A 23410-nucleotide genomic window follows, 5' to 3' on the forward strand; every position below is an offset into this window, starting at 1 on the left:
CAGGACTTGTGCTTCAGGATTTGTTCTTGCGCTCGCGTAGCTCGCCGAACACCTCGGCGGCATCCGCACCCTTCATGTGAAGCCTGGCTGCGACCGATGGCTCATCGGCGCGCAGGAACACGTTGGCCCGCTTCTCGTCGCCGAGCAGGGCGGGAATGGTCGGCTTGTTCTCGGCCCGCAGCCTCGCAACTTCCGCTGCGCGCGCCTGGAGCGCCGCGTTGTCCGGCTCGATGGTGAGCGCGAACTTGACGTTGGACGCCGTGTATTCGTGGCCGCAATAGAGCTTGAAGTCATCGGGCAGGGCCCGCAGCTTCAACAGCGAGTCCCACATCATCGGATAGGTGCCCTCGAACACGCGGCCGCAGCCGATCGAAAACAGCGTATCGGCGGCGAACACGGTCTTCTCATTGTCGAATACGTAGGAGATGTGGTCGAGCGTGTGGCCGGGCGTCTCCATGACGCGCGCCAGCAGGTTGCCGATCTTGACCACGTCGGCATTGGCGACACGCAAATCGACGTCGGCAATTCTCGTCGTCTTGTCGTGCGGCGCGACGACGCGGCAACTGAATTTCCGCTTGAGTTCGGCGACCCCGCCGACATGATCGCCATGATGATGGGTGATCAGGATGTCGGTGAGTTGCCAGCCCTCGCGCTCCAGCGCCCTGAGGATGGGACCTGCCTCCGGCGCGTCGATCGAGGCGGTCGCCTTGGTTTCCACATCGTGGATCAGATAACCGAAATTGTCGCTTAAACAGGTGAAAGTACGAATTTCGGCGGCCATGACATCTCCATCGCGCTCAGCCCCGCCAGACAAATATGGCGTTAACGTTGCGCAGGCAATGCAATATTCCGCGCGCGGCGGCGGCCTTGCGCATGTTACATTGCCGCCATGACCATCGACGTCGTCGACCTCCGCGAGTTCTATTCCCGCCGCCTCGGGATCGTGGCGCGACAAATGATCAACCGCGGCATCAGGCAACGCTGGCCGGGCGCGGCGGGTCAGCGCGTACTCGGCATCGGCTATCCCACGCCCTATCTCGGACTGTTCCGCGAGGACGCGGAGCGCTGCCTCGCGTTCATGCCGGCGGCCCAGGGGGTCCTGAAATGGCCGACGGGGCGGCCGGCGCTGGCCTCGCTGGTCGATGAATTCTCGCTGCCGCTTCCTGACGCCGCGGTCGACCGCATTCTCCTGGTCCACGCGCTGGAGATGTCGGACGACCCGGCTGCGCTGCTGCGCGAAGTCTGGCGCGTGCTGGCGCCGTCTGGTCGCGTCATTGCGGTGATCCCGAATCGGCGTGGGGTGTGGACGCGCACCGACAGCACGCCGTTCGGCCATGGCCGGCCCTATTCGCGCTCACAGATCACCGAGTTGCTGCGCCAGACCTGGTTCACGCCGACCGCCTGGGGCGAGGCGCTGTTCATGCCGCCTTATGCCGGCGGCTGGGTCTTGAAATCGGCGCAGATGTGGGAGCGCGCCGGCGCGGCGCTGTCACTGCCCTTTGCCGGCGTGCACATCGTCGAAGCCACCAAGCAGGTCTACCGCGCGCTTCCCGCCAAGCGCGAGCGGACACGGCTGATTCCCTCGTTGGCGAAGCCCGTCTTGGTGCCGTCCTCGACGACGGTAACCCGGAGCTGAAAACAAATCGCCCCGGCGGAGCCGGGACGACTCAGTTTACGAAACCAACCAGCTCATTCGCCGGGCGCGAGATCGTCGTTGGATGCCGCCGGCGCGGCTTCGCGCTCGGGGCGGGGGCCATGCGGCCGGCGCCGCCGCCGCGGATAACGCTCGCTGCCGCCACCGCCCTCGAAACCGCCCTGGCCGCCATTCGCGCCGACATTCACTTGCGGCTGCGCGCCGGTGATGAAGGAGGGCAGGCGATCGACGTTGCCGGCATCGGCAATGACGGGCTGCGGCTGGTTCGGCGGTTGCGGCGGCTGGTATTGCGGTTGCGGACGATGGTCGCGTTCGCGGTGCTCGCGCGGCTGTTGCTGGTCGCGGTGATATGGCTGCTGGTTCTCGCGCTGCTGATCACGCTGGCCGTCGCGGTCGCGCATGAAAGGCTGCTGCGGCGGCTGCGGGACGAAGCCCGGCTCCTGGCCGAAGGCCGAGAAATTCTCGCCATCGTCCTCGCCATCGTCGTTACTGGCGGTCGGCTCGTCACCGCGCGGCTGCTGCTGGTTCTGGCGGAACTGCTCCTGGGCAGCGGCGATCAGGCGGAAATAATGCTCGGCATGCTGGTAGTAGTTCTCGGCTGCAACGGGGTCGCCGGAGGAGCGCGCATCGCGCGCGAGCTGAAGATACTTTTCAGCGATGTGCGAAGCCGTGCCGCGGATCTTGATGTCGGGCCCGTTGGACTCGTAGACCCGGGTCATCGGGTTCTGGCCGCGGCGGTTGTTGTTGTTATTGTTGTTGCGGTTGCGCATCCGCTGCTTGTTCTGACCGTTTCTCATGTCCTGCCTTTAATTCCAGCCCTAAAGGTTGCACGCGTTACGGACCGCGTGCAAGAGGGGCCTGAACCCTGCCGATGTTCGTCGACCGTCGCGTTCAACAAAGACGCGTTCCCCACCCGCCAGCATTCATTGCCAGCGAACCCATTCATATCGCCTGCCGAAACAAGCCCAGCTTTCTCGCGTAAGTCTTCAAGCGCAAATTCAGGCTTTCGTTCACGTTGCGGTCGGAGAGCAGCGCAGCTCCACTGGCCATCGCGCTCAACAGGACCTGCGGCTTGGAACCTATATCAGTAAAGCTCTCGCCCGAGAGCCCGGCTTTCGCCCGTAGGTCTACGGGGCCGGCACCGATGTGTTGACCGGAACGTAGTCGTTCCCACGGGATATTCCAAGAGGTTTTTACAGGCCATTCCGGCTTTTATGGGGGCATTTTTCGGGCCGAAACGGCCCGCGGAATACCCGCCAGATCGGCCTTGGGTGGCCTGTCCACCACTAACGCCGCAGCCAGCATCAAGGTTTCAATATTTCCGGCCTGGCCCTGTCCGGCCTCCACGATCAGCGCGCCGCCGGGGGCAAGACGTTCGCTCGCCTGCGGGATCAGGGCGCGATAGGCGTCGTATCCGTCATTGCCGCCGTCGAGCGCCAGATGTGGATCGTGCTCGCGCACCTCGATGCTCAAGTTAGGGATTTCGGCGGATGGAATATAGGGCGGATTCGACACGATGAGATCGAAGGGACCCGAGAGCGCGGCGGCATAGGAGCAGGCAATGAAGGCGGCGCGGTCGGCAAGGCCGAGCGTTGTGGCATTGTCCCTGGCGGTTGTGAGCGCGGTCAGGCTGAGATCGGTGGCGACGCCGAAAGCGTCAGGGATCTCATGCAGCAGCGCCAGCAGGATCGCGCCGGATCCGGTGCCGATGTCGGCGATGCGAGGTGGATAAGCTGCCTTCTGCTCGCGAAGGATTTCGAGTGCAAGCTCGACCACGGTCTCGGTATCGGGACGCGGGACCAGGGTTGCTTCGGACAGGCGAAATGGCAGTCCCCAGAATTCGCGTGTCCCGAGGATGCGCGCCACCGGCTCGCCGGCGATGCGACGCTGTGCGTGCTGCGCGAGCCGAGACGCCTCGGCATCCGTGAGCGAGCGGGTAGCCTGCGCGATCAGGCCGGTGAGGTCGAGGCCGAGCACCGCACCGAGCAGGATGCGGGCATCGAGATCGGCTTCGTCGCGCTGCGCCGATCTCAATTGTGTGGCCAGCGTGCGCCGTGCACTCTCGATCGATTGTCCGGTGAAGGGATTGCTCACGCGTCAGGCCGCCGCACCTTGCGCGGCGAGCTGTGCGGCCTGGTGCTCGGTGGTCAGAGCGTCAATCAGCTCGCCGAGTGCTTCCCCCGCGATCACCTGTGGCAGCTTGTAGAGCGTCAGATTGATGCGATGGTCGGTCACGCGCCCCTGCGGGAAGTTATAGGTGCGGATGCGCTCGCTGCGGTCGCCGGAGCCGACCTTCTCCTTGCGCTCGGCCGACCGCGCGGCGTCGACGCGCTGGCGCTCGGCGCCGTAGATGCGCGAGCGCAGGATGTTCATGGCGGAGGCGCGGTTCTTGTGCTGCGAGCGGCTGTCCTGCATCATCACCACGATGCCGGTCGGGATGTGGGTGATGCGGATCGCCGATTCGGTCTTGTTGACGTGCTGGCCGCCGGCGCCCTGCGCACGCATGGTCTCGATGCGCAGATCGTCGTTCTTGATGTCGACGTCGACGTCCTCGACCTCCGGCAGCACCGCGACTGTCGCCGCCGAGGTGTGAATACGTCCTTGCGTCTCGGTATCGGGCACGCGCTGCACCCGGTGCACGCCGGATTCGAATTTCAGCTTGGAGAACGCGCCGCGGCCCTGCACCTCCGCGATGATCTCCTTGTAGCCGCCAACGGTGCCTTCGCTGGCCGAGATCACCTCGACCTTCCAGCCCTGCAGGCTGGCGAAGCGCTCGTACATCCGGAACAGATCGCCGGCGAACAGCGAAGCCTCGTCGCCGCCGGTGCCGGCGCGGATTTCCAGCACGACGTTGCGGTCGTCCATGGCGTCTTTGGGCAGTAGCGCGACGCGGATCTTCTGGACCAGATCCTCGATCCTGGCCGTCAGCTCGTCGCGTTCGGCTTCCGCCATGCTGCGCATCTCGGCGTCTGTCGCGGGATCGGCGATCAGGGCCTCGGTGTCGGCGAGCTCCTTGACCGCGGAACGATAGGTCTTCACCGCCTCGATCAGCGGCGTGATCTCGGCGAGCTCGCGGGTGATCTGCACATAACGTTCGGAGGCGAGCTGGCCGAGCGATTCGGCCTCGAGCGAGGCGTGATGCGCGAGCAGGACGTCGAGTTTGGCTTCGGGGAGTGACGACATCGGTTCAGTCTCAAATGGGCGGCGTGCGGAGGCGAGGTGAGCGGAAGCGGCGCCAGGCCCGCTACAACGCCAGGCCTTCGACCTCGGCAAATTCCGTCAGCTTCTGCCGGATCGAGACGCTGCCCGCGGGCGCGTCCAGCAACGGGCCGAGCATGGCTTCGGCCTTCCTGGCGTCGAGGTCGAGCACCATGGCCTTGACCGGGCCGAGGGCGGTCGCCGAGAGCGAGAGCGAGCGATAGCCCAGCGCGATCAGCGCCAGCGCGCCGACCGGCTTCGAGGCCATTTCGCCGCAGAGCGAAAGCGACTTCTTGGCCGCATGGGACTTGCGTGCGATGTCGCGCAGCGCGCGCAAGATCGGCGCCGACATGGTGTCGAAGCGCTCGGACACTTTTGGGTTGCCGCGATCGACCGCGAACAGAAACTGGAACAGATCGTTCGAGCCGACCGAGATGAAGTCGACCTTCCTCAGGAGCTCGTCGAGCTGGTAGAGCAGGGCGGGCACCTCGACCATGGTGCCGATGTCGATCCGCTCCGGCAGCGTGTGGCCGTGCTGGCGCAAATATGTGAGTTCGCGCTCGACCAGCGCCTTGGCCGCATCGAATTCGGCGACTTCCGAGATCATCGGGAACATGATGCGCAGTGCGCGGCCGCCGCCGGCGCGCAAGAGCGCGCGGATTTGGCCGCGCAACAGGCCGGGACGATCGAGCCCGAGCCGGATCGCGCGCCAGCCGAGCGCGGGATTCTCCTCGACCACCGCTTCCATGTAGGGCAGCGCCTTGTCGCCGCCGATGTCGAGGGTGCGGAAGGTGACGGGCTTGCTGCCGGCCGCATCCAGCACGGTGCGATAGAGCGCGAGCTGGTCGCTGGTGCGCGGCAGGCTCTGGCCGACCATGAATTGCAATTCGGTGCGGAACAGGCCGATGCCGGCGCTGCCGGTGTCCTCGATATGGGGCAGGTCGATGGCGAGACCTGCGTTGATCATGAGCTCGACCTTCTGGCCATCCTTGGTCACGCAAGGCCGGTCGCGCAGTGCGAGGTACTGCGCCTGGCGGCGGGCGCGGAAGCGCACGCGCTCGGCGAAGGCGGCCTCGATTTCCTGCGAGGGGCGCACGTAGATCGAGCCCGACGTGCCGTCGACGATGATGGCGTCGCCGGGATCGGCGATACCCGGCGCGTTCGGGACTTCGCCGACCGCAGGAATTCCGAGCGCGCGCGCCACGATCGAGACGTGGGAATTGGCGGTGCCTTCCTCCAGCACGATGCCGCGCAGGCGCTTGCGGTCGTAGTCGAGCAGCGCCGCCGGGCCCATCGCACGCGCGATGACGATGGCGTTGTCGGGCAATTGCTCGCGTGAGGGCGCGTGGTCCTGGCCGACCAGCTGCCGCATCAGGCGGTAGCCGAGATCTTCCAGGTCGTGCAGGCGGTCGCGCAGATATGGATCGGTCGAGCGCAGCATGCGCGCGCGGGTGTCGGACTGGACGCGCTCGACGGCGGCCTCCGCGGTGAGGCCGGTGGCGACCGCCTCATGCAGCTTGTGCGACCAGCCCTGGTCGTTGGCGAACATGCGATAGGCTTCCAGCACCTCGCGGTGCTCGCCGCCCTCCGCGACGTCGCCGCGCTCAAGCATGCGGTCGAGATCGGCGCGCAGCTTGGCGAGCGCGGTGTCGAGCCGCTTGATTTCCTTCGGCAGGTCCTCGGCGATGTAGTCCTTGATGACCACGCGCGGCTCGTGCAGCACGACATGGCCGAGCGCGATGCCTTCCGACAGGATGGCGCCGACCTTCTGCGCGGAATGGCGCGCGGCAGGCTCCTGGCCCGGCTGGGCCAGCGCGGATAGTTCGCCGGAGGCAATCAGCTCCGCCAGCACCATGGCGGTGGTCTGGAGCGCCTCGAGCTCCTCCTCGACATAGTTGCGCTTGGCGCGGTTCTGCACCACCAGCACGCCGAGCGTGTTGCCGGCCCGCAGGATCGGCACGCCAAGGAAGGAGTGGTAGATTTCTTCGCCGGTCTCGGGGCGGAACGAAAAAGCCGGGTGGCTCTGCGCATCGCTGAGATTGAGCGGCGTCGCCTCGCTGGCGACGAGGCCAACCAGGCCCTCATGGGCGCTGAGCACCGTGTGATGCACCGCCTCGCGATTGAGACCTTCGGTGGCGTAGAGCTCGAGCGTGTTGTCGACGCGCAGCACATAGACCGAGCAGACCTCGGCCACCATATTGGCGGCGATCAGCACCACGATCTTGTCCAGCCGCTCCTGGGCCGAAACCTGCTCCGCCATGGTTTCGCGGAGCCGTCTCAATAAGACGCGGGGACCTCCCGACGCGCTCCGCATGAACCGTCAATCTCCTCCGTCTGCCGAGCCCGAAAGGGCCGTCGGCGGCTGGCCCAGAAATCCAGAAAAGCAACAAAGCCTGCTCGTCCGGCGCCGGCCCAAGCTCAATCTAGTGAGCCTTGACGCTTTTGCCGAATCGACACCGCTTCAACTGGGGCACAGTTTTCGGCAGCCAACCCTGTTCGCCGTATAGCGAATTGGGCCTTGTTTTGCCAAGCAAAACGCCTGCCAAACGCGAATGTGTGGACGCCTTCGCGTTTGCTGCGACCGCTAAGAGAAAATTCGTCTAAGTCTGGTCGAGGCCGTAGAGCGTGTGCAGGGTGCGCACTGCAAGCTCGGTATAGGCCGCATCGATCAAAACCGAGAATTTGATCTCGGAGGTTGTAATGGCCCGGATATTGATATTCCGTCTGGCGAGGGCCGAGAACGCCTGGGCGGCAACGCCGGCATGGCTGCGCATTCCGCTGCCGATCACCGAGATCTTGGCGACGTCGGTGGCGGTATCGAGCCGGGCATAGCCGATCTTGGCCTTGGCGGCGGTGATTGTGTCCTTGGCGCGGGTGTAGTCGGCGGCCGGCACCGTGAAGGTGAGGTCGGTGGTCTTGCCGTCTTCAGAAACGTTCTGAACGATCATGTCGACGTTGATGTTGGCGTCCGCCAGCGGGCCGAAGATCGAGGCCGCGACGCCCGGCTTGTCCTCGATCTGGCGCACCGAGATCTGGGCCTCGTCCTTGGAGAAGGCGATACCGGTGACGACGTGGCTTTCCATGATCTCCTCCTCGCTGCAGATCAGCGTGCCGGGCGGCTGGTTGGCATGCGGGTCGATGTCCTCGGGCTTGTCGAAACTTGAGCGGACGAAAATCGGCATGTTGTGAACCATGCCGAGTTCCACCGAGCGGACCTGGAGCACTTTGGCGCCCTGGGAGGCCAGTTCCATCATGTCTTCGAATGCGATCTTGTCGAGCCTCTTGGCCCTCGGCACGATTCGTGGATCGGTCGTGTAGACGCCGTCGACATCGGTGTAGATATCGCAACGGTCCGCCTTGACGGCGGCGGCGACCGCCACGGCAGAGGTGTCGGAGCCGCCACGGCCGAGCGTGGTGATGCGACCAGTCTCGGGGTTGATGCCCTGGAAGCCGGCGATCACCGCGACCTCCTTGCGCTCCCTAAAGCGCTTGATGATCTCGCTGCCGTCGATGTCCTCGATTCGGGCCGAGGCATGGGCGTCGCTGGTCTTGATCGGTATCTGCCAGCCCTGCCAGGAGCGGGCCTGGATGCCCATGCCCTGCAGCACGATGGCAAGCAGGCCGGACGTCACCTGTTCGCCAGAGGCCACGACGGCGTCGTACTCGCGCGCATCGTGCATGGGCGAGGCCTCGGTGCACCAGGCCACCAGCTCGTTGGTCTTGCCGGACATCGCCGAGACGACAACGGCCACTTCATGGCCAGCGTCGACCTCGCGCTTCACATGGCGCGCGACGTTGCGGATACGTTCGATGTTGGCGACGGATGTGCCGCCGAATTTCATCACGAGGCGGCTCATGACGACGCGTGCATTCCCTCATAAGGATCAGTATGGTGACCGCACCGGACGGGTGCCTCGCGGATACCGACCGCGCGTATACAGAGCGGCGGGGCCGGGGGCAAGCGGGTTCCTGCGGGGGCAGGTGCGGGGCTAGTGGGTTAAACACAGATCATGGCGCGTTATATCGACGAGATCCTGCAACCGGGCGAGCGGGTGCTGTATTCGACCAATGCGCATTGGATCTTCTATTTTCCGGCCATCGTGGCCTGGATCGTGGCGCTGGCGCTGCTGATCCTGTCGCGGCAGGTCACGGTTGACTGGCTCGTCTTGCTTTGCCTGGGAGCCGCGGGTCTCGTCGGCCTGGCGGCCTTGTATTGGACCATCAAGGGTTGGTTCCATCGCTTCACCACCGAGACCGACGTCACCAATCTCCGGGTCGTGCACAAGACCGGGTTCATCAAGCGCCGTACCTTCGAGATGGCGCTGGACAAGGTCGAGAGCGTCGACGTCGACCAGACCATTCTTGGACGGATTCTCAACTATGGCGACGTGACGATTCGCGGCGTCGGCGAGGGAATTGAGACGATCAAGACCATCGCCTCGCCGCTTGCTTTCCGTAGTTCGATCACCACGCGGTAGGACCGCGCGTAACCATGAGCATGCAGCAAAATACTTCCGCAACCACTCCGCTGGGTTCGACCGTCGACGCCGCCGAGATCGCGAAATTCTCAAAACTCTCGGCGGAGTGGTGGGACCCCAAGGGCAAGATGGCGCCGCTGCACCGGATCAATCCGCTGCGGCTCGGCTACATCCGCGATGCCGCTTGCCGCAAGTTCGAGCGCAATGTGCGCAGTCTCAACTGCCTCGGCGGCCTGCGCGTGCTCGACATCGGCTGCGGCGCCGGCCTGCTCTGCGAGCCGCTGTCGCGCCTGGGGGCGCAGGTCATCGGCGTCGACCCTTCGGCGAGCAACATCGCCGCCGCAAAGCTGCATGCCGACAAAAGCCATCTCGCGATCGACTACCGCTGCACCACCGTGGAGGAGATTGATCCGCGCGAGCGCTTCGACATCGTGCTGGCGATGGAGGTGGTCGAGCACGTCACCGACGTCGGTCTTTTCCTGAAGCGCTGCGCATCGATGCTGAAACCGAACGGCCTGATGGTGGTCTCGACGCTGAACCGGAACTGGAAGAGCTTTGCGCTCGCGATCGTCGGCGCCGAATACGTCCTGCGCTGGCTGCCGCGCGGTACCCACGAGTGGAGCAAGTTCGTCACCCCCGACGAGCTCGCAAAATACCTGCTCGACAACCGCCTCGTCATCACCGAGCAGACCGGCGTGGTCTACAGCCCCTTTGCCGACAAATGGACCCTCTCCTCCGACATGGACGTGAACTACATGGTCGTGGCGGAAGGGATGGTGTAAGGCCGCGCTGCATCCCACTCATTTGGTGTCGTCCTGGCGTAGGCCGCCAAGGACCCATTATCCCAGGGAGAAGTTGTGGCGCGAGGTGGCAACTACGAGTCTTCGGAAAGCCACTCCCTGGGTCATGGGTCCTGGATCTGTGCTACGCTTGTCCAGGATGACCTGAGGGTGTGGCGAGAGCATCGCTCCTATGACGCAGGCATGATTGACCTGTTGTCGCGTCGCCGGCAGTTTGCACGAGCCGTCATATAGCCCGCCAACCCATCCCATGTTCACGATCGCCAGCCTCTGGATTCCCTTTACCGTTGTTGCCGCGCTCGGGCAGGTCGCGCGCAATGCGATGCAGCGGTCGCTGACGAAGCCGCTGGGGACCTGGGGCGCGACCAACATCCGCTTCCTGTTCGGCTTCCCGTTCTCGCTGCTGTTTCTCGCGGCCGTGCTGGTCCTCTCCGGCGATCATCTCAGCATGCCGCCGGTCGCGTTCTGGCCGTGGCTCTTGCTCGGCGCACTCAGCCAGATCGTCGCCACCGGGCTGATGCTGCTCGCCATGAATGACCGCTCCTTCGTGGTGACGACGGCCTACCTCAAGACCGAAGCGATCCAGACCGCGATCTTCGGCTTCGTCTTCCTCGGCGATCACCTGACCTCGCTGAAGGTGCTCGCGATCGTGATCGCGACCGCCGGGGTCGTCATCACCGCGCTCCGGCCAGGCGGCGAGAAGAGCTTTGCCGAGTTGAAGCCGACCATCACCGGCCTCGTCGCCGCGGCGGCCTTCGCACTCTCCGCGGTCGGCTTTCGCGGCGCGATCATCACGGTGCCGAACGTGTCGTTCGTGACGGCGTCGTCCTTCACGCTAGTGCTCGGCCTGTTCGTGCAGACGCTGGTGCTGACGATCTATCTGCTCTGGCGCGCGCCGAAGATATTGCGGGGCATCCTGGGACTATGGCGGCCGTCGATGCTTGCAGGCTTCACGGGCGCCTTCGCATCGCAATTCTGGTTCCTGGCGTTCGCGCTGACCGCGGCCGCCAATGTCCGCACGCTCGCTTTGATCGAGGTGCTGTTCGCGCAAGGCGTGGCGTATTACTCGTTCAAGCAGCCGATCGCGCCGCGCGAGCTTGCAGGCATCGCGTTGATCGTGATCGGGGTCGCTGTTCTGGTAGGGACTTAATTCCGGTCTTCCGGCAGCACCGGTAACGGCGACACCTCGATGCCTTCGTCGATCAGCGACTTGGCTTCGTCGGGCGAGGCCTCGCCATAGATCGGACGATGCTCCTTGTCGCCGTAGTGCATGGCGCGGGCTTCGTTGGCAAAGCGCTCGCCGACATTGTCGGCGTTCTTGACGATGTGGTCGCGCAATTCCTTCAGCTTGGCGCGCAGCTCGCGCTCCTGCGCCATCAGCAGCGAGGTCGGTCCTGACGGCGCAGCCTCGGGTGCAGGCGTAGTGGACGCCGTGGGCTCCGGCGGCGGCGTAGCGCGCCCGCGGCCCTTCTTGCCGACGATGCGCGGGGCCATGATCGCCTTGTCGACCCTGGCCGAGCCGCAGATCGGACACGTCACGAGCTTGCGCTTCACCTGGGAATCATAGGCCGACGAGCTCTGAAACCAGCTTTCGAAGGCATGGTTCCGGTCGCAGTGCAGTGCGTATCGGATCATGCCGATCCCCGCACGAGATGCAGATGGTCCGGCCCGGCCTTGGCATCGGAGACGCCGAAGCGGCGGCCGTGCTGGAGCGAGGGGATCGCCCGGCGCGCCGTCTCGACCTTGGCCGGGTCGATCTTGGCCATGATGACGCCGGGCTCGACGCCACCCTCGGCGAGGATCTCGCCCCAGGGGTCGATGATAAGGGAGTGGCCGTACGTCTCGCGCTTGTTCTCGTGTAGGCCGGCTTGAGCCGCGGCGAAGATGAAGCAGCCGGTCTCGATCGCGCGCGAACGCAGCAGCACGTGCCAATGCGCTTCCCCGGTCTTGCGCGTGAAGGCCGAGGGCACAGTGATGAAGGATGCGCCGCTCTCGGCCAGCGCGCGGTAGAGCGCAGGGAAACGGACATCGTAGCAGATCGTCAGACCGACGCGGCCCCAGGGGAGGTCGGAAATTACCGCCGTCTCACCCGGCTGGTAATTGGCGGATTCGCGATAGCTCTCGCCGTCCGGCAGCTCGATATCGAACATGTGGATCTTGTCGTAGCTCGCGAGCACGTTGCCCTCGGGCCCGATCAGAAAGGAGCGGTTGACCGCTTTCTCCGGCGAGAAACGCAGCGCCAGCGAGCCGACATGGATGTGGATCCCGAGTTCCGCTGCGAGCGCCCGATACGCCTTCAGAGAGGCGTCGTCCTCTTCGCTCTGAAGATGCTCGAACAATGCCTTACGGTTCAGCTGCATCATGTTGCTGACTTCGGGCGTCTGCACGTAGTCGGCGCCGTTTGCCGCAGCCTGCCGGATCAGCTTGGTAGCCTGCGCGAGGCTCGGTTCGGGCAAGAGCCCGGTGCGCATCTGCACCATGGCGGCGGTGAAGGTCCGATCCTCGCTCATGAGACGGCCTTGACGCTGTCGAGCATGCGGTCGAGCTTGCCTTCACGATCGAGCGCGTAGAGCTCGTCGCAACCGCCGACATGGGTTCCACCGATCCATATCTGCGGGAACGTCGAGCCTTCGCCGGCGCGGTCGTACATGTCCTGGCGCCAGGACGGGTTCTTGGCGACATCGAATTCCGTGAAGATCGCCTTTTTGCGGGTCAACAGCGACCTTGCCGCGGAACAATAGCCGCAGCCTGGCCGGGTGTAGATCTCGACAGCAGCAGTCATGGCGTCCAGCGCTTTCACGTCATGAATTCATTGAATTATATGGGACGGGGGCCGCTTTCGACAACCCGGGCAAAGACCAGCACGTCGACCTGGGCGGCCTTGGCGCGCAGCAGGGGCCGCGCGCAGGCATCCAGCGTGGCACCCGATGTCAGGACATCGTCGACCAGGACGATGCGACGGCCCTGAATCTCGGCTTGGCGGTCGGGGGATACCTGGAACGCGCCCTGCACATTGGTGGCGCGCTGGGCCCGCGACAGGCCGATCTGCTGCTCGGTGGCGCGCACCCGCCGCAACACTTCGCCCCGGACCTCGACCCCGCTCTGACGCGCGATGATGCGCGCCAGCGCGCCGGACTGGTTGTAGCGGCGCCGCCAGGCCCGCCGCCAATGCAGGGGAACGGGTATCAGCATGTCGGCCCCGCAGAGCAGCTCTGCGCCGGCCCGCATCATCCAGCGGCCCATGGCGGGGGCCAAATCAGTGCGGTCCTGGTATTTCAGCGCATGGACCAGCGTGCGCGCAACATCGTCATAGCGCACCGCGGCGCGTGCCCGCATGTAAGCCGGCGGGTTCGCGATCGCCTCCATCGACAGCATGTCGGGACCGGGGTCATACACAAAGGGAATGCCGAGCCGCGGGCAATAGGGCCGTTCAATGAACGACAGTCGCGCCCAGCAGGAAGCGCAAACGCCCTCGCCGTCGACCGGCTCGTGGCAGGACACGCACTGCGTCGGCAGTGCGATGTCGAGGGCGAGCCGTGCAGCGCGCGACAGCACCTGACGGCCAGCCGTCCACGCGGCACGCAGTGGTGCGGCGATGGATCGGGAGGGAGCGGTTTCGGCTTCCATCAGGGAAGGCTAGCGTTCCACGATCATCTGCTCAAGCCACCCTCTCGTGCCGCGGACGCAGCGCTCTTGCAGTGCGCTGCCGAGCCGGGGCCCAGAAGAGCCGCATGCGCAGAAGCGTGGGGTCCCGGCTCTGCGGAAGCGTCGCTTGGTGCCGCACCGCGTTCGGGACACGAGACCGATTGCAATAGCCAGCATGATCGGCGTAACCAGCGGCATGGCCCAAATTCCGCAAACCCCGCCCGCTTTGTTCGACCGCGCCTTGCTGCATGCACGGCAGCAACGCGCACTTGCGCAAGGCCCGGTCACCTTCCTGCTCGATCGCGTGGCCGAGGATATGTCCGACCGGTTGGCCGCGGTGACGCGGGAATTTCATGCGGCGGTGGATCTGTGGACACCCGGCGAGGGTCTCACGACGTTGCGGTCGTGCCTACGTTCGATCGAGCGGATTGCGTCGGGTGCGGCCGGCGAGGAGAAGCTGCCCTTCGAACCGGAGAGCCGCGATCTCATCATCTCGGCGCTGGCGCTGCAATTCGTCAACGACCTGCCGGGTGTGCTCGCGCAAATTCGTCGCGCCCTGAAGCCGGATGGGTTGCTGCTCGCCGCCATGATCGGCGGCGACAGCCTGACCGAGCTGCGTCAGGCGTTTGCGGCCGCCGAAGCCGAATGCGAAGGCGGCGTGTCGCCGCGCGTCGCGCCGTTCGCGGACTTGCGCGACATCGGAGCGCTGCTACAGCGCGCGGGCTTTGCGCTGCCGGTCACCGACGTCGATCGTGTCGTGGTACGCTATGGCAATGCGTTCGCTTTAATGCAGGATCTTCGCCGCATGGGTGCGGCCAATGTGCTGATCGAGCGTCGGCGCGTGCCGAGCCGTCGCACGACGCTGCTGCGGATGGCCGAGATCTATACCGAACGCTTCGCCGATGCGGACGGCCGCGTCCGTGCGACGTTCGATATCATCTGGCTCTCCGGCTGGGCCCCGCATGCGAGCCAGCAGCAGCCGCTCAAGCCCGGCTCGGCCAAGGCGAGCCTCGCCGAGGCGGTGAAGAAGGCGAGAGAAATATAGGCTGTCACTCCCCGTCATGGCCGTGCTTGACCCGGCCATCCACGTCATTCAGCTCGGCACGAAGATTGTGGATGCCCGGGACAGCCAGGCATGAGGCTGAGAGCGTGATGGCTCCCCGAGCTCACATCAGCAAGTCGATCAAATGCGGGATCAACGGGATGTCGGCGGGTGGCATCGGGTAATCGCGCAGTTTGTTGGCGCGGACCCAGGCCAGAGCCTGGCCTTCGCGCGCCGTAATCTGCCCCTCCCAGCGCCGGCAGATGTAGAGCGGCATTAGCAGGTGAAAGGTCTCGTAGCCGTAGCTCGCAAAGGTCAGCGGGGCCAGGCACGGCTCGGCGACCGTGATGCCGAGCTCCTCGTGGAGCTCGCGGATCAGGCTCTGCTCGGGCCGCTCGCCGGGCTCGAGCTTGCCGCCCGGGAATTCCCAAAGGCCGGCCAGCGCCTTACCCTCGGGGCGTTGCGCGATCAGGATGCGCTTGTCGGCGTCGACCAGCGCGCAGGCCACCACCAGTGTGAGTTTGAGATCGGCCATGCCCATGTCGTTTGCTGAAGGATCGCTCGCAACGGTTCGTTAACCCGCTTGGGGCCGCGTTCTACCGCCTCCATAAGTCATATTTAATCGACGGTTCCTAGAGTGGAAACGCTGAAACCATTCCGGGTCCCGCTCCATGCGCGCTGCCATTGGCATCATCATCCGCCGATTCATCCATGACCGGCGCGGCAATATCGCGGTGATCTTCGCACTCTGCTGCGTGCCGCTGATCACGGTGGTCGGCTGTGCGGTCGACTACTCTCGTGCGACGCAGATCCGCTCCAAGCTTCAGGGCGCGGCCGATGCGGCCAGCGTCGGCTCGGTGGCCAAGTCCTCGCCGGCCTTTGCCGCCGCGGGCACGATGACATCGGACGGCCCGATTTCCGTCGGCGTTACCGATGCCCAGAACATTTTTGATGCGAACCGCGCCAACCTGACCGGCTACACGCTCAAGAACATCACGCCGACGGTGGTCAAGAGCGGCTCGACCGTCAAGTCCACGGTCTCATTCAGCGCCGAGCTGAACACCATGTTTCTCGGCGTGATCGGCAAGACCGCGCTGACCGTGAGCGGCACGTCGACCGCGACGGCCAGCATGCCGCTCTACATCGACTTCTACCTGCTACTCGACAACTCGCCTTCGATGGGCGTCGGCGCGACGCCCGGCGACGTGCAGACGATGGTCAACAACACGTCGGACAAGTGCGCGTTCGCCTGCCACGATCTCAAGGACAAGAACAATTATTACGACCTTGCCAGGAAGCTCGGCGTGACCACCCGGATCGACGTGCTTCGGAGTGCCACGCAGTCGCTGATGGACACGGCGAGCGCAACCGAAACCTATTCAAACCAGTTCAGGATGGCGATCTATGATTTCGGCGGCTCCGCAAGCACGATCGGTCTGCGCAATCTGTTCTCGCTGTCGGCGTCGCTCTCCAGCGCCAAGTCGGCGGCCGGCAAGATCGACTTGATGTCGGTGAACGGCCAGAACGAGAACGGCGATCAGGACACGGCATTCACCGCGATATTTCCTGCGATCGACAAGGAGATCAGTTCACCCGGCCCCGGCACGTCATCCAGCCCGCTCAAATATCTGTTCTTCGTATCCGACGGGGTCGCTGACGAGAGCAACACCGCCTGCCTGAAGCCGCTCTCAGGCAGCACACGATGCCAGTCGCCGCTCAACCCATTGCTGTGCAAGGCCATGAGGGATCGCGGGGTCAAGGTTGCGGTGTTGTACACGACGTATCTCGCGCTGCCCACCAACAGCTGGTACATGAAATGGATCAATCCATTTAATGCCGGCCCCTATGGTCCGTCGCCGAACAGCGAGATCGCGCAGAACATGCAGAGCTGCGCCTCGCCGGGCCTGTATTTCGAGGTCAGCCCGACGCAGGGCATCTCCGAAGCGATGAATGCGTTGTTCAAGAAGGCGGTCGCCGACGCGCGGATCTCCGGGTGAGATGAAGCAGAACTCCATCGCCGTCATCGTGAGACGGCCGCTTCTTCAGCGGCCCTCGCAGGGGAACGGCGCCCCAGTTCTCTCCGTGCGGCGGTAGCGCGGCCGTTCATCCTTGGAGGGAAGGCGTGCATCGCTGCGCGCTGCGCGCATCGCACCTCAATCACGGAAGAGTCAGGACCTGTAGTCGCCGTTGATCGCGACATATTCCTTGGTGAGGTCGCAGGTCATGACGCGGTCGCGGCCCTTACCAAGGCCGAGCGAGACCTTGATCGCGATCTCCGGTGCCTTCATCGCCTCCGAGACCTGCGCTTCGTCATAGGACGGATCGCGCGCGCCGCTCTTGGCGACGCGAATGCCGTTGAAGGAGATCGAGAGCTTGTCGCGATCGGCCGGCTCGCCGGCCTTGCCGACCGCCATCACCACGCGGCCCCAGTTGGCGTCCTCGCCGGCGATCGCGGTCTTGACCAGCGGTGAGTTCGCGATCGACATCGCGATCTTGCGCGCCGAGGCCTTGGTCTTGGCGCCCTCGACGGTGATCTCGACCAGCTTGCGTGCGCCTTCGCCGTCGCGGGCCACCTGCTCGGACAGATTGGCGAGCACCTGGTTGAATGCCTTGACGAAGCCCTTCAGCCTGGGATCGCTGGCCCGGCTGATCTTCGGCGCACCATGTTTCGCGGCGGCGCCGGTCGCGAAGGCGAGCAGCGTGTCCGAGGTCGAGGTGTCGCCGTCGATCGTCACTGCATTGAAGGTGTCCTCGACGCCCCTCTTGAGCAGGGCTTGCAGCGCGGCGGGCGCGATCGGCGCGTCCGTGAAGATGAAGGACAGCATGGTCGCCATATCGGGAGCGATCATGCCGGCGCCCTTGGCCATGCCGTTGATGCTGATCTTGGCCTTGCCGAGCTTGACGGTCGCGGTCGCGACCTTCGGGAAGGTGTCGGTGGTCATGATCGCCTTGGCCGCGGCGAGATAATCGTCCGGCTCGGCGCTCTCGGCGAGGCGGCCGAGCACGCCATCGAACTTGGTCGCGTCCAGCGGCTCGCCGATCACGCCGGTCGAGGCGAGAAAAATCTCGCTCTCGCTGCACCCAACGGCCTTGGCCGCGATCTTCGCGGTCAGCGCGGTGGAGGCGCGGCCGGTCTTGCCGGTGAAGGCATTGGCGTTGCCAGAGTTGACGACCAGAGCGCGGGCCTTGCCGCCCTTTAATTTGGCGCGGCACCATTCGACCGGCGCGGAGGGGCATTTCGACCTGGTGAAGACTCCGGCCACGGCCGTGCCCTTGTCCATCACCGCCAGCAGCACGTCGGTGCGGTTCTTGTAGCGGATGCCGGCCTCGGCGGTCGCAAGACGGACGCCCGCGATCACGGGCATGTCGGGAACGGTTTTTGGGGCGAGCGGGGAGACGGTCGAAGACATCGCGGGGGGCGCCTTGGTGGGGTCTGACATGCAGATGGCCGGGCGATGCCCGGCCATTGCGATGCTTAGATACTCTTGGCGTCAGCGAAGTGACAGCAAATTCTTACTTCTTCGCCGGCGGCGCCATCTTGCTGTCAGACGGCTTGGCGTCCGACTTGGCGGCGTCCGCTGCCGGCTGGTCCAGCCGCTCGACCTTGGCCTCGGCACGCAGCTTGGCGACGTAATCGGCCTGGGCCTTGCGGGTGACGTAGTTCTCGATCTGGGTCTTCACCTGCTCGAAGTCCGGCGCCTTGCGGTTGCGCTTTTCCTCGACCTTGATGATGTGCCAGCCGAACTGCGACTTCACGGGGTCGGAGATCTTGCCCGGCTCGAGCGCGAAGGCGACGGCCGAGAATTCCGGCACCATCTGCTCCTTGGTGAAGAAGCCGAGGTCGCCGCCGTCGGCAGAGCCCGGATCCTTGGATTTCTTCTTGGCAAGCTCGGCGAAATCAGCGCCCTTGTCGAGCTCGGCCTTCACCGCCTTGGCCTCGTCCTCGCTCTCGACCAGGATGTGGCGGGCGCGCACCTCCTGCTCGCCGGTGATCTGCTTGGAGGCCTCGTCATAGACCTTCTTCATGGCGTCGGGGGTGGTGGCGGCCTTGCCCTCGCCCGCGAGCAGGCTGTCCATCAGGAGGCGGTTGCGGGCGAATGCCAGGCGCTTCTTGAACTCCTCGCTGTCGGCGACCTTCTTGTCTTCGGCAGCCTTGCTGACGATCTTCATGTCGATCAGGAAGGACAGGACGTTCTCGTCCTTGGTCGCCGGGTCCATCTGGGCCAGGCTGGGTCCGAGTTCTTCCTCGGCCATGGCGACGTCGCTCTTCTTGATTTCCGCGCCATTGACCTTCGCCAGCACCGGATCGTCGGCGGCGCGGAGCGGCCCGGCGCACGCCAGGGACAGCGCCAAAGCGAGGCAGCCGGCCAGGGCGGACGCATGGCGGAAACGCTGGCCGGTGGTTACCGGGAACGAGGTGGTCATGGAAAATCCTTATGTTGAAGCAGGGGGCTGCTCGAGCGGGGCGGACACTCGCCCAATTCAGGGGGGCTTGGCAACGCGAAAAGTCTGTCAAAATGATGAATTAGCCGCAATGCGGCCGCCGTTGACAAGGCTAGGGGCCGGCCATATCTCTGGCCGGTCGCGTCCATGGCGATAGCGTTTATTTTGCTGCGTTTTTGGCCGTTGAACCCAGACTTGCTCAATTCCCACCCATATGGCGGACCACCCCCGCAGTCCGGGCTGAAGGCGCCATCGGCGTCACGGTGAGTTGATAGCCAGGCGGGTGACAACTTCTTGGCTGCAACGCGGTTAAATCGCGAACACAGGAACTAGGCATGATCGGCGCGCTCGCCCGCAAGTTTTTCGGCTCCGCCAACGACCGGCGGGTGAAGGGATATCAGTCCCGCGTCAACGCGATCAACGCGCTGGAGCCCGAGGTCTCGAAACTCTCTGACGAAGCGCTCAAGGCCCGCACCGCCGAGTTCAAGAAGCAGCTCGCCGAGGGCAAGACGCTCGACGACCTTCTGGTGCCTGCCTTCGCCACAGTGCGCGAAGCAGCCAAGCGCACGCTCGGCCAGCGCCATTTCGACGTCCAGCTGATCGGCGGCATGGTGCTGCACGAGGGCGACATCGCCGAGATGAAGACCGGCGAAGGCAAGACGCTGGTGGCGACGCTCGCGGTCTACCTCAACGCGCTCGCCGGCAAGGGCGTCCACGTCGTCACCGTCAACGATTATCTCGCCCGCCGCGACTCCGGCTGGATGGGGCAGATCTACGGCTTCCTCGGCATGACCACCGGCGTGATCGTGCACGGCCTCGACGATGCCGAACGCAAGGCGGCCTATGCCTGCGACATCACGTATGGCACCAACAACGAATATGGCTTCGACTATCTGCGCGACAACATGAAGTACCGGCTCGAGGACATGGTCCAGCGGCCGCACTTCTTCGCCATCGTCGACGAGGTCGATTCCATCCTGATCGACGAAGCGCGCACGCCGCTGATCATCTCCGGCCCGCTCGACGACCGCTCCGACTTCTACAACACCATCGATTCGTTCCTGCCCAAGCTCGACAAGACTGATTACGACGTCGACGAGAAGCAGCGCACGGTGACGCTCACCGAAGCCGGCATGGAGAAGATCGAGACCTTGCTGCGCGACGCCGGCCAGCTCAAGGGCGAGTCGCTCTACGACGTCGAGAACGTCTCCGTCGTGCACCACATCAACCAGGCGCTGCGCGCCCATACGCTGTTCACGCGCGACAAGGACTACATCGTCCGCGACAACGAGGTCGTCATCATCGACGAGTTCACGGGCCGCATGATGCCAGGCCGCCGCTATTCGGAAGGCCTCCATCAGGCGCTGGAAGCCAAGGAGCACGTCCAGGTCCAGCCTGAGAACCAGACGCTGGCCTCGATCACCTTCCAGAACTATTTCCGCATGTACGAGAAGCTCGCGGGCATGACCGGCACGGCCGCGACCGAAGCGGACGAATTGTTCGACATCTACAAGCTCGAGGTCGTGGAGATCCCGACCAACCTGCCGGTCGCGCGCCTCGACGAGGATGACGAGGTCTACCGCACCCAGCAGGAAAAATACGGCGCGATCCTCGCCGAGATCGAGCGTGCCAATTCGCGGCTCCAGCCGGTGCTCGTCGGCACCGCCTCGATCGAAAAGTCGGAAGTGCTCGCCGAATTCCTCAAGAAGAACGGCTACAAGCAGATCGATTTCGGCAAGGAGAACGCGCTCGACAAGCTCTATGCTGCGGCCCGCGCCGGCAAGCCGGCAAAGCTGTTCGCGGTGCTGAACGCGCGCTTCCACGAACAGGAAGCCTATATCGTCGCCGAAGCGGGCGTGCCCGGTGCGATCACCATCGCGACCAACATGGCCGGCCGCGGCACCGACATCAAGCTCGGCGGCTCGCTCGAGATGCGCATCCAGCAGGAGACCGCAGGCATCGAGGACGAGGCCGAGAAGGCCAAGAAGATCGAGCAGATCAAGGCCGATATCGCGCACTTCCGCGATCTCGTGCTGAAGGCCGAGGAGACCATCGAGATCGAGCCGGCGAAGGGCAGCAAGCCGGCCAAGACCGTGAAGAAGCCGGGCGGCCTTTATATCATCGGCTCGGAGCGGCACGAATCCCGCCGCATCGACAACCAGCTCCGCGGCCGTTCCGGTCGTCAGGGTGACCCCGGCCGCTCGAAATTCTTCCTGTCGCTCGAAGACGATCTGATGCGCATCTTCGGCTCGGACCGTCTCGACAGCATGCTCCAGCGTCTCGGCCTGCAAGAGGGCGAGGCCATCATCCATCCCTGGATCAACAAGGCGTTGGAGAAGGCGCAGCAGAAGGTCGAGGCGCGCAACTTCGACATCCGCAAGAACCTGCTCAAGTTCGACAACGTCCAGAATGACCAGCGCAAGGTGATCTTCGATCAGCGCGTCGAGCTGATGAAGGACGAGAGCGTTGTCGAGACCGTCACCGACATGCGCCACGCTTTCATCGACGATCTCGTCGCCAAGCACGTGCCCGAGCATGCCTATGCCGAGCAGTGGGACGTGGCGGGCCTGAAGGACGAGCTGAAGCGCGTGCTCGATCTCGACCTGCCGGTCGACGAATGGGCCAAGGAAGAGGGAATCGCCGACGAGGAGCTGCTGACCCGCATTGAGACCAAAGCCGACGAGCACATGGCGGCCAAGGTCGCGCAATGGGGGCCCGACGTGATGCGTTACGTCGAGAAGACCATTCTGTTGCAGACGCTCGACCATCTCTGGCGCGAGCACCTGATCATGCTCGACCATCTGCGCCAGGTCATCGGTCTGCGCGGTTACGGCCAGCGCGATCCCTTGCAGGAGTACAAGACTGAGGCCTTCAATCTCTTCCAGGAGATGAGCGCACATTTGCGCGAGGCCGTCACCGCGCAGCTGATGCGCGTCGAGATCGTCCCGCCGGAGCAGGAAGCCCCGCTGCTGCCGCCGATGGAGGCGCACAAGTTCGACCCGAACACCGGCGAAGACGAAATGGCTATCGCCAGCGTCTCGCTGGGAGCGCAGGCCACTGATGCCGCCCTTCGCGATCCCAAGAACCCGGCAAGCTGGGGCAAGATCGGCCGCAACGAGGACTGCCCGTGCGGCTCGGGCAAGAAGTACAAGCACTGCCACGGCAGATACGCGTAAGGCTTGAATGTATTAGTGGGGCGCAACACCGGCGCCTCATTCTCGACTGTCGTCGCCCGACTGACCGGGCGATCCATTACGCCGCGGCTTCTCGGCTCAATCGGGACCGTCTCTGGAATACTGGATCGCCTGCTCCAGCGCACAAGGCGGGCGATGACAGTTGAGCGTGTCGCGCCCAGCTCTCACCCGACCGTCGTCCTGGCGAAGCCAATTACCCAGGGCAAGTCGCGGCGCGACGCAGGCAATCGCGTGTCTTCGCCAAGCAAATGCGGCGGTAATGGGCCCTGGATCAGCGCTTCGCCCCGAACAACGCTGCGCGTTGCCAGAGCTTCGCTTGTCCAGGACGGAGTGCTTCGAGAAGCCGAACTTACTCACCTCAATTCGAGCTGTCGATCAAGCTCTCCAGCAGCCGCTTGAGCTCACTCGTCGATTTGTCGCCGTAGCTCTCCAGGATGTGCTCCTCCTGGTCCACCGCGAGCGAGTTGAGCTTCTTGCTCAGCACCTTGCCGCGGTCGGAGATGAACATCAGCACCTTGCGGCGGTCGTTCGGATCCTGAACGCGGTAGACCAACGTGTCCGAAACCATGCGGTCGATCATCTTGGTCAATGTCGGATGGTTGAGCAGCACGGCATCCGCGAGTTCGCCCATCGAATGTCCGTTGCCATCCGACAGCACTTTCAGGATGCGCCATTGCTCGACCGGCACGCCCTCCTTGCTCAACCGCAGCTCGAGCTGGCGGTTGATCTCCCGGTTGGCTTGCGCGAGCAGATAGGCGAGGTGATCGGTGATCGGTGAGTTTTCTTTCGAGGATTTTGCCACGGCTAAGACTTCGTCTTGACCCAAATGAGTGAATGTCTTGCAATCAATGCCGCATCTATATGCACTTCAATTGTTGAATATTCAATATTTTCAAAATAGGATCATTGCCCAACAAAAGGGCGGAAGCCGCGGCCGCCTGCTCAATGTGCTTTCA

At 64.4% G+C, this 23410-nt stretch carries 21 protein-coding genes; 7 read left to right on the forward strand and 14 right to left on the reverse strand.

Annotation, left to right across the window (positions count from 1 at the left end):
- Positions 1-13 precede the first annotated feature (13 nt).
- On the reverse strand, positions 14-781 hold the full coding sequence (gene gloB / locus IVA78_RS30930; RefSeq protein ID WP_247469273.1) for a hydroxyacylglutathione hydrolase: 768 nt from the start codon (positions 779-781) through the stop codon (positions 14-16).
- Positions 782-889: 108 nt separating this feature from the next.
- Here gloB and IVA78_RS30935 point away from each other — a divergent pair, with 108 nt between their 5' ends.
- Positions 890-1636: a methyltransferase domain-containing protein gene (locus IVA78_RS30935; protein ID WP_247276265.1), complete on the forward strand. Its 747-nt coding sequence runs from the start codon at positions 890-892 to the stop codon at positions 1634-1636.
- A 53-nt stretch (positions 1637-1689) separates the two neighbouring features.
- On the opposite strand, the gene IVA78_RS30940 is transcribed toward IVA78_RS30935, so the two are convergent.
- From IVA78_RS30940 to IVA78_RS30960, 5 genes are all read right to left on the reverse strand, one after another.
- Positions 1690-2451: a DUF4167 domain-containing protein gene (locus tag IVA78_RS30940; protein ID WP_247276266.1), complete on the reverse strand. Its 762-nt coding sequence runs from the start codon at positions 2449-2451 to the stop codon at positions 1690-1692.
- A 415-nt stretch (positions 2452-2866) separates the two neighbouring features.
- Complete coding sequence (gene prmC, locus IVA78_RS30945; protein ID WP_247469275.1) at positions 2867-3748, reverse strand: peptide chain release factor N(5)-glutamine methyltransferase; 882 nt, start codon at positions 3746-3748, stop codon at positions 2867-2869.
- A gap of 3 nt (positions 3749-3751) precedes the next feature.
- Positions 3752-4837, reverse strand: coding sequence for a peptide chain release factor 1 (gene prfA / locus IVA78_RS30950; RefSeq protein ID WP_247469278.1), 1086 nt, complete (start codon positions 4835-4837; stop codon positions 3752-3754).
- Between the two features lie 61 nt (positions 4838-4898).
- Positions 4899-7166, reverse strand: a complete 2268-nt coding sequence (gene ptsP / locus IVA78_RS30955; RefSeq protein ID WP_247469281.1) for a phosphoenolpyruvate--protein phosphotransferase — start codon at positions 7164-7166, stop codon at positions 4899-4901.
- A gap of 286 nt (positions 7167-7452) precedes the next feature.
- A complete protein-coding gene (locus IVA78_RS30960; protein ID WP_247469283.1) occupies positions 7453-8709 on the reverse strand; it encodes an aspartate kinase in 1257 nt (418 codons plus the stop codon).
- Positions 8710-8862: 153 nt separating this feature from the next.
- Between IVA78_RS30960 and IVA78_RS30965 the strand changes: the two genes are divergently transcribed.
- The 3 genes from IVA78_RS30965 (at position 8863) to IVA78_RS30975 (ending at position 11280) form a co-directional block, all read left to right on the forward strand.
- Positions 8863-9330 carry a PH domain-containing protein gene (locus IVA78_RS30965; RefSeq protein WP_247276271.1) on the forward strand — a complete coding sequence of 156 codons (468 nt, stop codon included), beginning with the start codon at positions 8863-8865 and terminating at the stop codon, positions 9328-9330.
- A gap of 14 nt (positions 9331-9344) precedes the next feature.
- A complete protein-coding gene (gene ubiG, locus IVA78_RS30970) occupies positions 9345-10112 on the forward strand; it encodes a bifunctional 2-polyprenyl-6-hydroxyphenol methylase/3-demethylubiquinol 3-O-methyltransferase UbiG (RefSeq protein ID WP_247469284.1) in 768 nt (255 codons plus the stop codon).
- 268 nt (positions 10113-10380) lie between these two features.
- A complete protein-coding gene (locus IVA78_RS30975; RefSeq protein ID WP_247469285.1) occupies positions 10381-11280 on the forward strand; it encodes an EamA family transporter in 900 nt (299 codons plus the stop codon).
- Here IVA78_RS30975 and IVA78_RS30980 read toward each other — a convergent pair.
- The 4 genes from IVA78_RS30980 to IVA78_RS30995 are packed head-to-tail and all read right to left on the reverse strand — an operon-like array spanning position 11277 to position 13757.
- Positions 11277-11765 carry a DUF1178 family protein gene (locus IVA78_RS30980; RefSeq protein WP_247276274.1) on the reverse strand — a complete coding sequence of 163 codons (489 nt, stop codon included), beginning with the start codon at positions 11763-11765 and terminating at the stop codon, positions 11277-11279. The two genes, IVA78_RS30975 and IVA78_RS30980, sit on opposite strands and share 4 nt — an antisense overlap.
- Complete coding sequence (locus tag IVA78_RS30985; protein WP_247450043.1) at positions 11762-12640, reverse strand: carbon-nitrogen hydrolase family protein; 879 nt, start codon at positions 12638-12640, stop codon at positions 11762-11764. Before IVA78_RS30985 ends, IVA78_RS30980 begins: the two co-directional genes overlap by 4 nt.
- Positions 12637-12912 carry a glutaredoxin 3 gene (grxC, locus tag IVA78_RS30990; RefSeq protein WP_247276437.1) on the reverse strand — a complete coding sequence of 92 codons (276 nt, stop codon included), beginning with the start codon at positions 12910-12912 and terminating at the stop codon, positions 12637-12639. Before grxC ends, IVA78_RS30985 begins: the two co-directional genes overlap by 4 nt.
- A gap of 35 nt (positions 12913-12947) precedes the next feature.
- Positions 12948-13757 carry a ComF family protein gene (locus IVA78_RS30995; RefSeq protein WP_247469286.1) on the reverse strand — a complete coding sequence of 270 codons (810 nt, stop codon included), beginning with the start codon at positions 13755-13757 and terminating at the stop codon, positions 12948-12950.
- A gap of 193 nt (positions 13758-13950) precedes the next feature.
- On the opposite strand from IVA78_RS30995, the gene IVA78_RS31000 reads away from it, so the two are divergent.
- Positions 13951-14820: a methyltransferase domain-containing protein gene (locus IVA78_RS31000; protein WP_247469287.1), complete on the forward strand. Its 870-nt coding sequence runs from the start codon at positions 13951-13953 to the stop codon at positions 14818-14820.
- A 121-nt stretch (positions 14821-14941) separates the two neighbouring features.
- Here IVA78_RS31000 and mutT read toward each other — a convergent pair whose 3' ends face one another.
- Positions 14942-15352 (reverse strand): 8-oxo-dGTP diphosphatase MutT, encoded by a 411-nt coding sequence (gene mutT, locus IVA78_RS31005; protein WP_247469288.1) that lies wholly within the window; start codon positions 15350-15352, stop codon positions 14942-14944.
- Positions 15353-15488: 136 nt separating this feature from the next.
- On the opposite strand from mutT, the gene IVA78_RS31010 reads away from it, so the two are divergent.
- Positions 15489-16814, forward strand: a complete 1326-nt coding sequence (locus IVA78_RS31010; protein ID WP_247469289.1) for a TadE/TadG family type IV pilus assembly protein — start codon at positions 15489-15491, stop codon at positions 16812-16814.
- Positions 16815-16985: 171 nt separating this feature from the next.
- On the opposite strand, the gene argJ is transcribed toward IVA78_RS31010, so the two are convergent.
- A complete protein-coding gene (gene argJ, locus IVA78_RS31015; protein ID WP_247469290.1) occupies positions 16986-18227 on the reverse strand; it encodes a bifunctional glutamate N-acetyltransferase/amino-acid acetyltransferase ArgJ in 1242 nt (413 codons plus the stop codon).
- 103 nt (positions 18228-18330) lie between these two features.
- Positions 18331-19242, reverse strand: a complete 912-nt coding sequence (locus IVA78_RS31020; RefSeq protein ID WP_247469291.1) for a peptidylprolyl isomerase — start codon at positions 19240-19242, stop codon at positions 18331-18333.
- Between the two features lie 353 nt (positions 19243-19595).
- Between IVA78_RS31020 and secA the strand changes: the two genes are divergently transcribed.
- Complete coding sequence (gene secA / locus IVA78_RS31025; protein ID WP_247469292.1) at positions 19596-22436, forward strand: preprotein translocase subunit SecA; 2841 nt, start codon at positions 19596-19598, stop codon at positions 22434-22436.
- A gap of 376 nt (positions 22437-22812) precedes the next feature.
- Here secA and IVA78_RS31030 read toward each other — a convergent pair whose 3' ends face one another.
- Positions 22813-23256, reverse strand: a complete 444-nt coding sequence (locus tag IVA78_RS31030; RefSeq protein WP_247276280.1) for a MarR family transcriptional regulator — start codon at positions 23254-23256, stop codon at positions 22813-22815.
- Between the last annotated feature and the right edge of the window lie 154 nt (positions 23257-23410).

Origin of the sequence: Bradyrhizobium sp. 137, assembly GCF_023074095.1 — a bacterium.
In the GTDB taxonomy this organism is placed as follows: domain Bacteria; phylum Pseudomonadota; class Alphaproteobacteria; order Rhizobiales; family Xanthobacteraceae; genus Bradyrhizobium.

Excerpts from the sequence above, each read along its gene's own strand:
- gloB (WP_247469273.1), bottom strand. The coding sequence starts at position 781 with ATGGCCGCCGAAATTCGTACTTTCACCTGTTTAAGCGACAATTTCGGT.
- IVA78_RS30935 (WP_247276265.1), top strand. The coding sequence starts at position 890 with ATGACCATCGACGTCGTCGACCTCCGCGAGTTCTATTCCCGCCGCCTC.
- IVA78_RS30940 (WP_247276266.1), bottom strand. The coding sequence starts at position 2,451 with ATGAGAAACGGTCAGAACAAGCAGCGGATGCGCAACCGCAACAACAAT.
- prfA (WP_247469278.1), bottom strand. The coding sequence starts at position 4,837 with ATGTCGTCACTCCCCGAAGCCAAACTCGACGTCCTGCTCGCGCATCAC.
- ptsP (WP_247469281.1), bottom strand. The coding sequence starts at position 7,166 with ATGCGGAGCGCGTCGGGAGGTCCCCGCGTCTTATTGAGACGGCTCCGC.
- IVA78_RS30960 (WP_247469283.1), bottom strand. The coding sequence starts at position 8,709 with ATGAGCCGCCTCGTGATGAAATTCGGCGGCACATCCGTCGCCAACATC.
- IVA78_RS30965 (WP_247276271.1), top strand. The coding sequence starts at position 8,863 with ATGGCGCGTTATATCGACGAGATCCTGCAACCGGGCGAGCGGGTGCTG.
- ubiG (WP_247469284.1), top strand. The coding sequence starts at position 9,345 with ATGAGCATGCAGCAAAATACTTCCGCAACCACTCCGCTGGGTTCGACC.
- IVA78_RS30975 (WP_247469285.1), top strand. The coding sequence starts at position 10,381 with ATGTTCACGATCGCCAGCCTCTGGATTCCCTTTACCGTTGTTGCCGCG.
- IVA78_RS30980 (WP_247276274.1), bottom strand. The coding sequence starts at position 11,765 with ATGATCCGATACGCACTGCACTGCGACCGGAACCATGCCTTCGAAAGC.
- IVA78_RS30985 (WP_247450043.1), bottom strand. The coding sequence starts at position 12,640 with ATGAGCGAGGATCGGACCTTCACCGCCGCCATGGTGCAGATGCGCACC.
- grxC (WP_247276437.1), bottom strand. The coding sequence starts at position 12,912 with ATGACTGCTGCTGTCGAGATCTACACCCGGCCAGGCTGCGGCTATTGT.
- IVA78_RS30995 (WP_247469286.1), bottom strand. The coding sequence starts at position 13,757 with ATGGAAGCCGAAACCGCTCCCTCCCGATCCATCGCCGCACCACTGCGT.
- IVA78_RS31000 (WP_247469287.1), top strand. The coding sequence starts at position 13,951 with ATGATCGGCGTAACCAGCGGCATGGCCCAAATTCCGCAAACCCCGCCC.
- mutT (WP_247469288.1), bottom strand. The coding sequence starts at position 15,352 with ATGGCCGATCTCAAACTCACACTGGTGGTGGCCTGCGCGCTGGTCGAC.
- IVA78_RS31010 (WP_247469289.1), top strand. The coding sequence starts at position 15,489 with ATGCGCGCTGCCATTGGCATCATCATCCGCCGATTCATCCATGACCGG.
- argJ (WP_247469290.1), bottom strand. The coding sequence starts at position 18,227 with ATGTCTTCGACCGTCTCCCCGCTCGCCCCAAAAACCGTTCCCGACATG.
- IVA78_RS31020 (WP_247469291.1), bottom strand. The coding sequence starts at position 19,242 with ATGACCACCTCGTTCCCGGTAACCACCGGCCAGCGTTTCCGCCATGCG.
- secA (WP_247469292.1), top strand. The coding sequence starts at position 19,596 with ATGATCGGCGCGCTCGCCCGCAAGTTTTTCGGCTCCGCCAACGACCGG.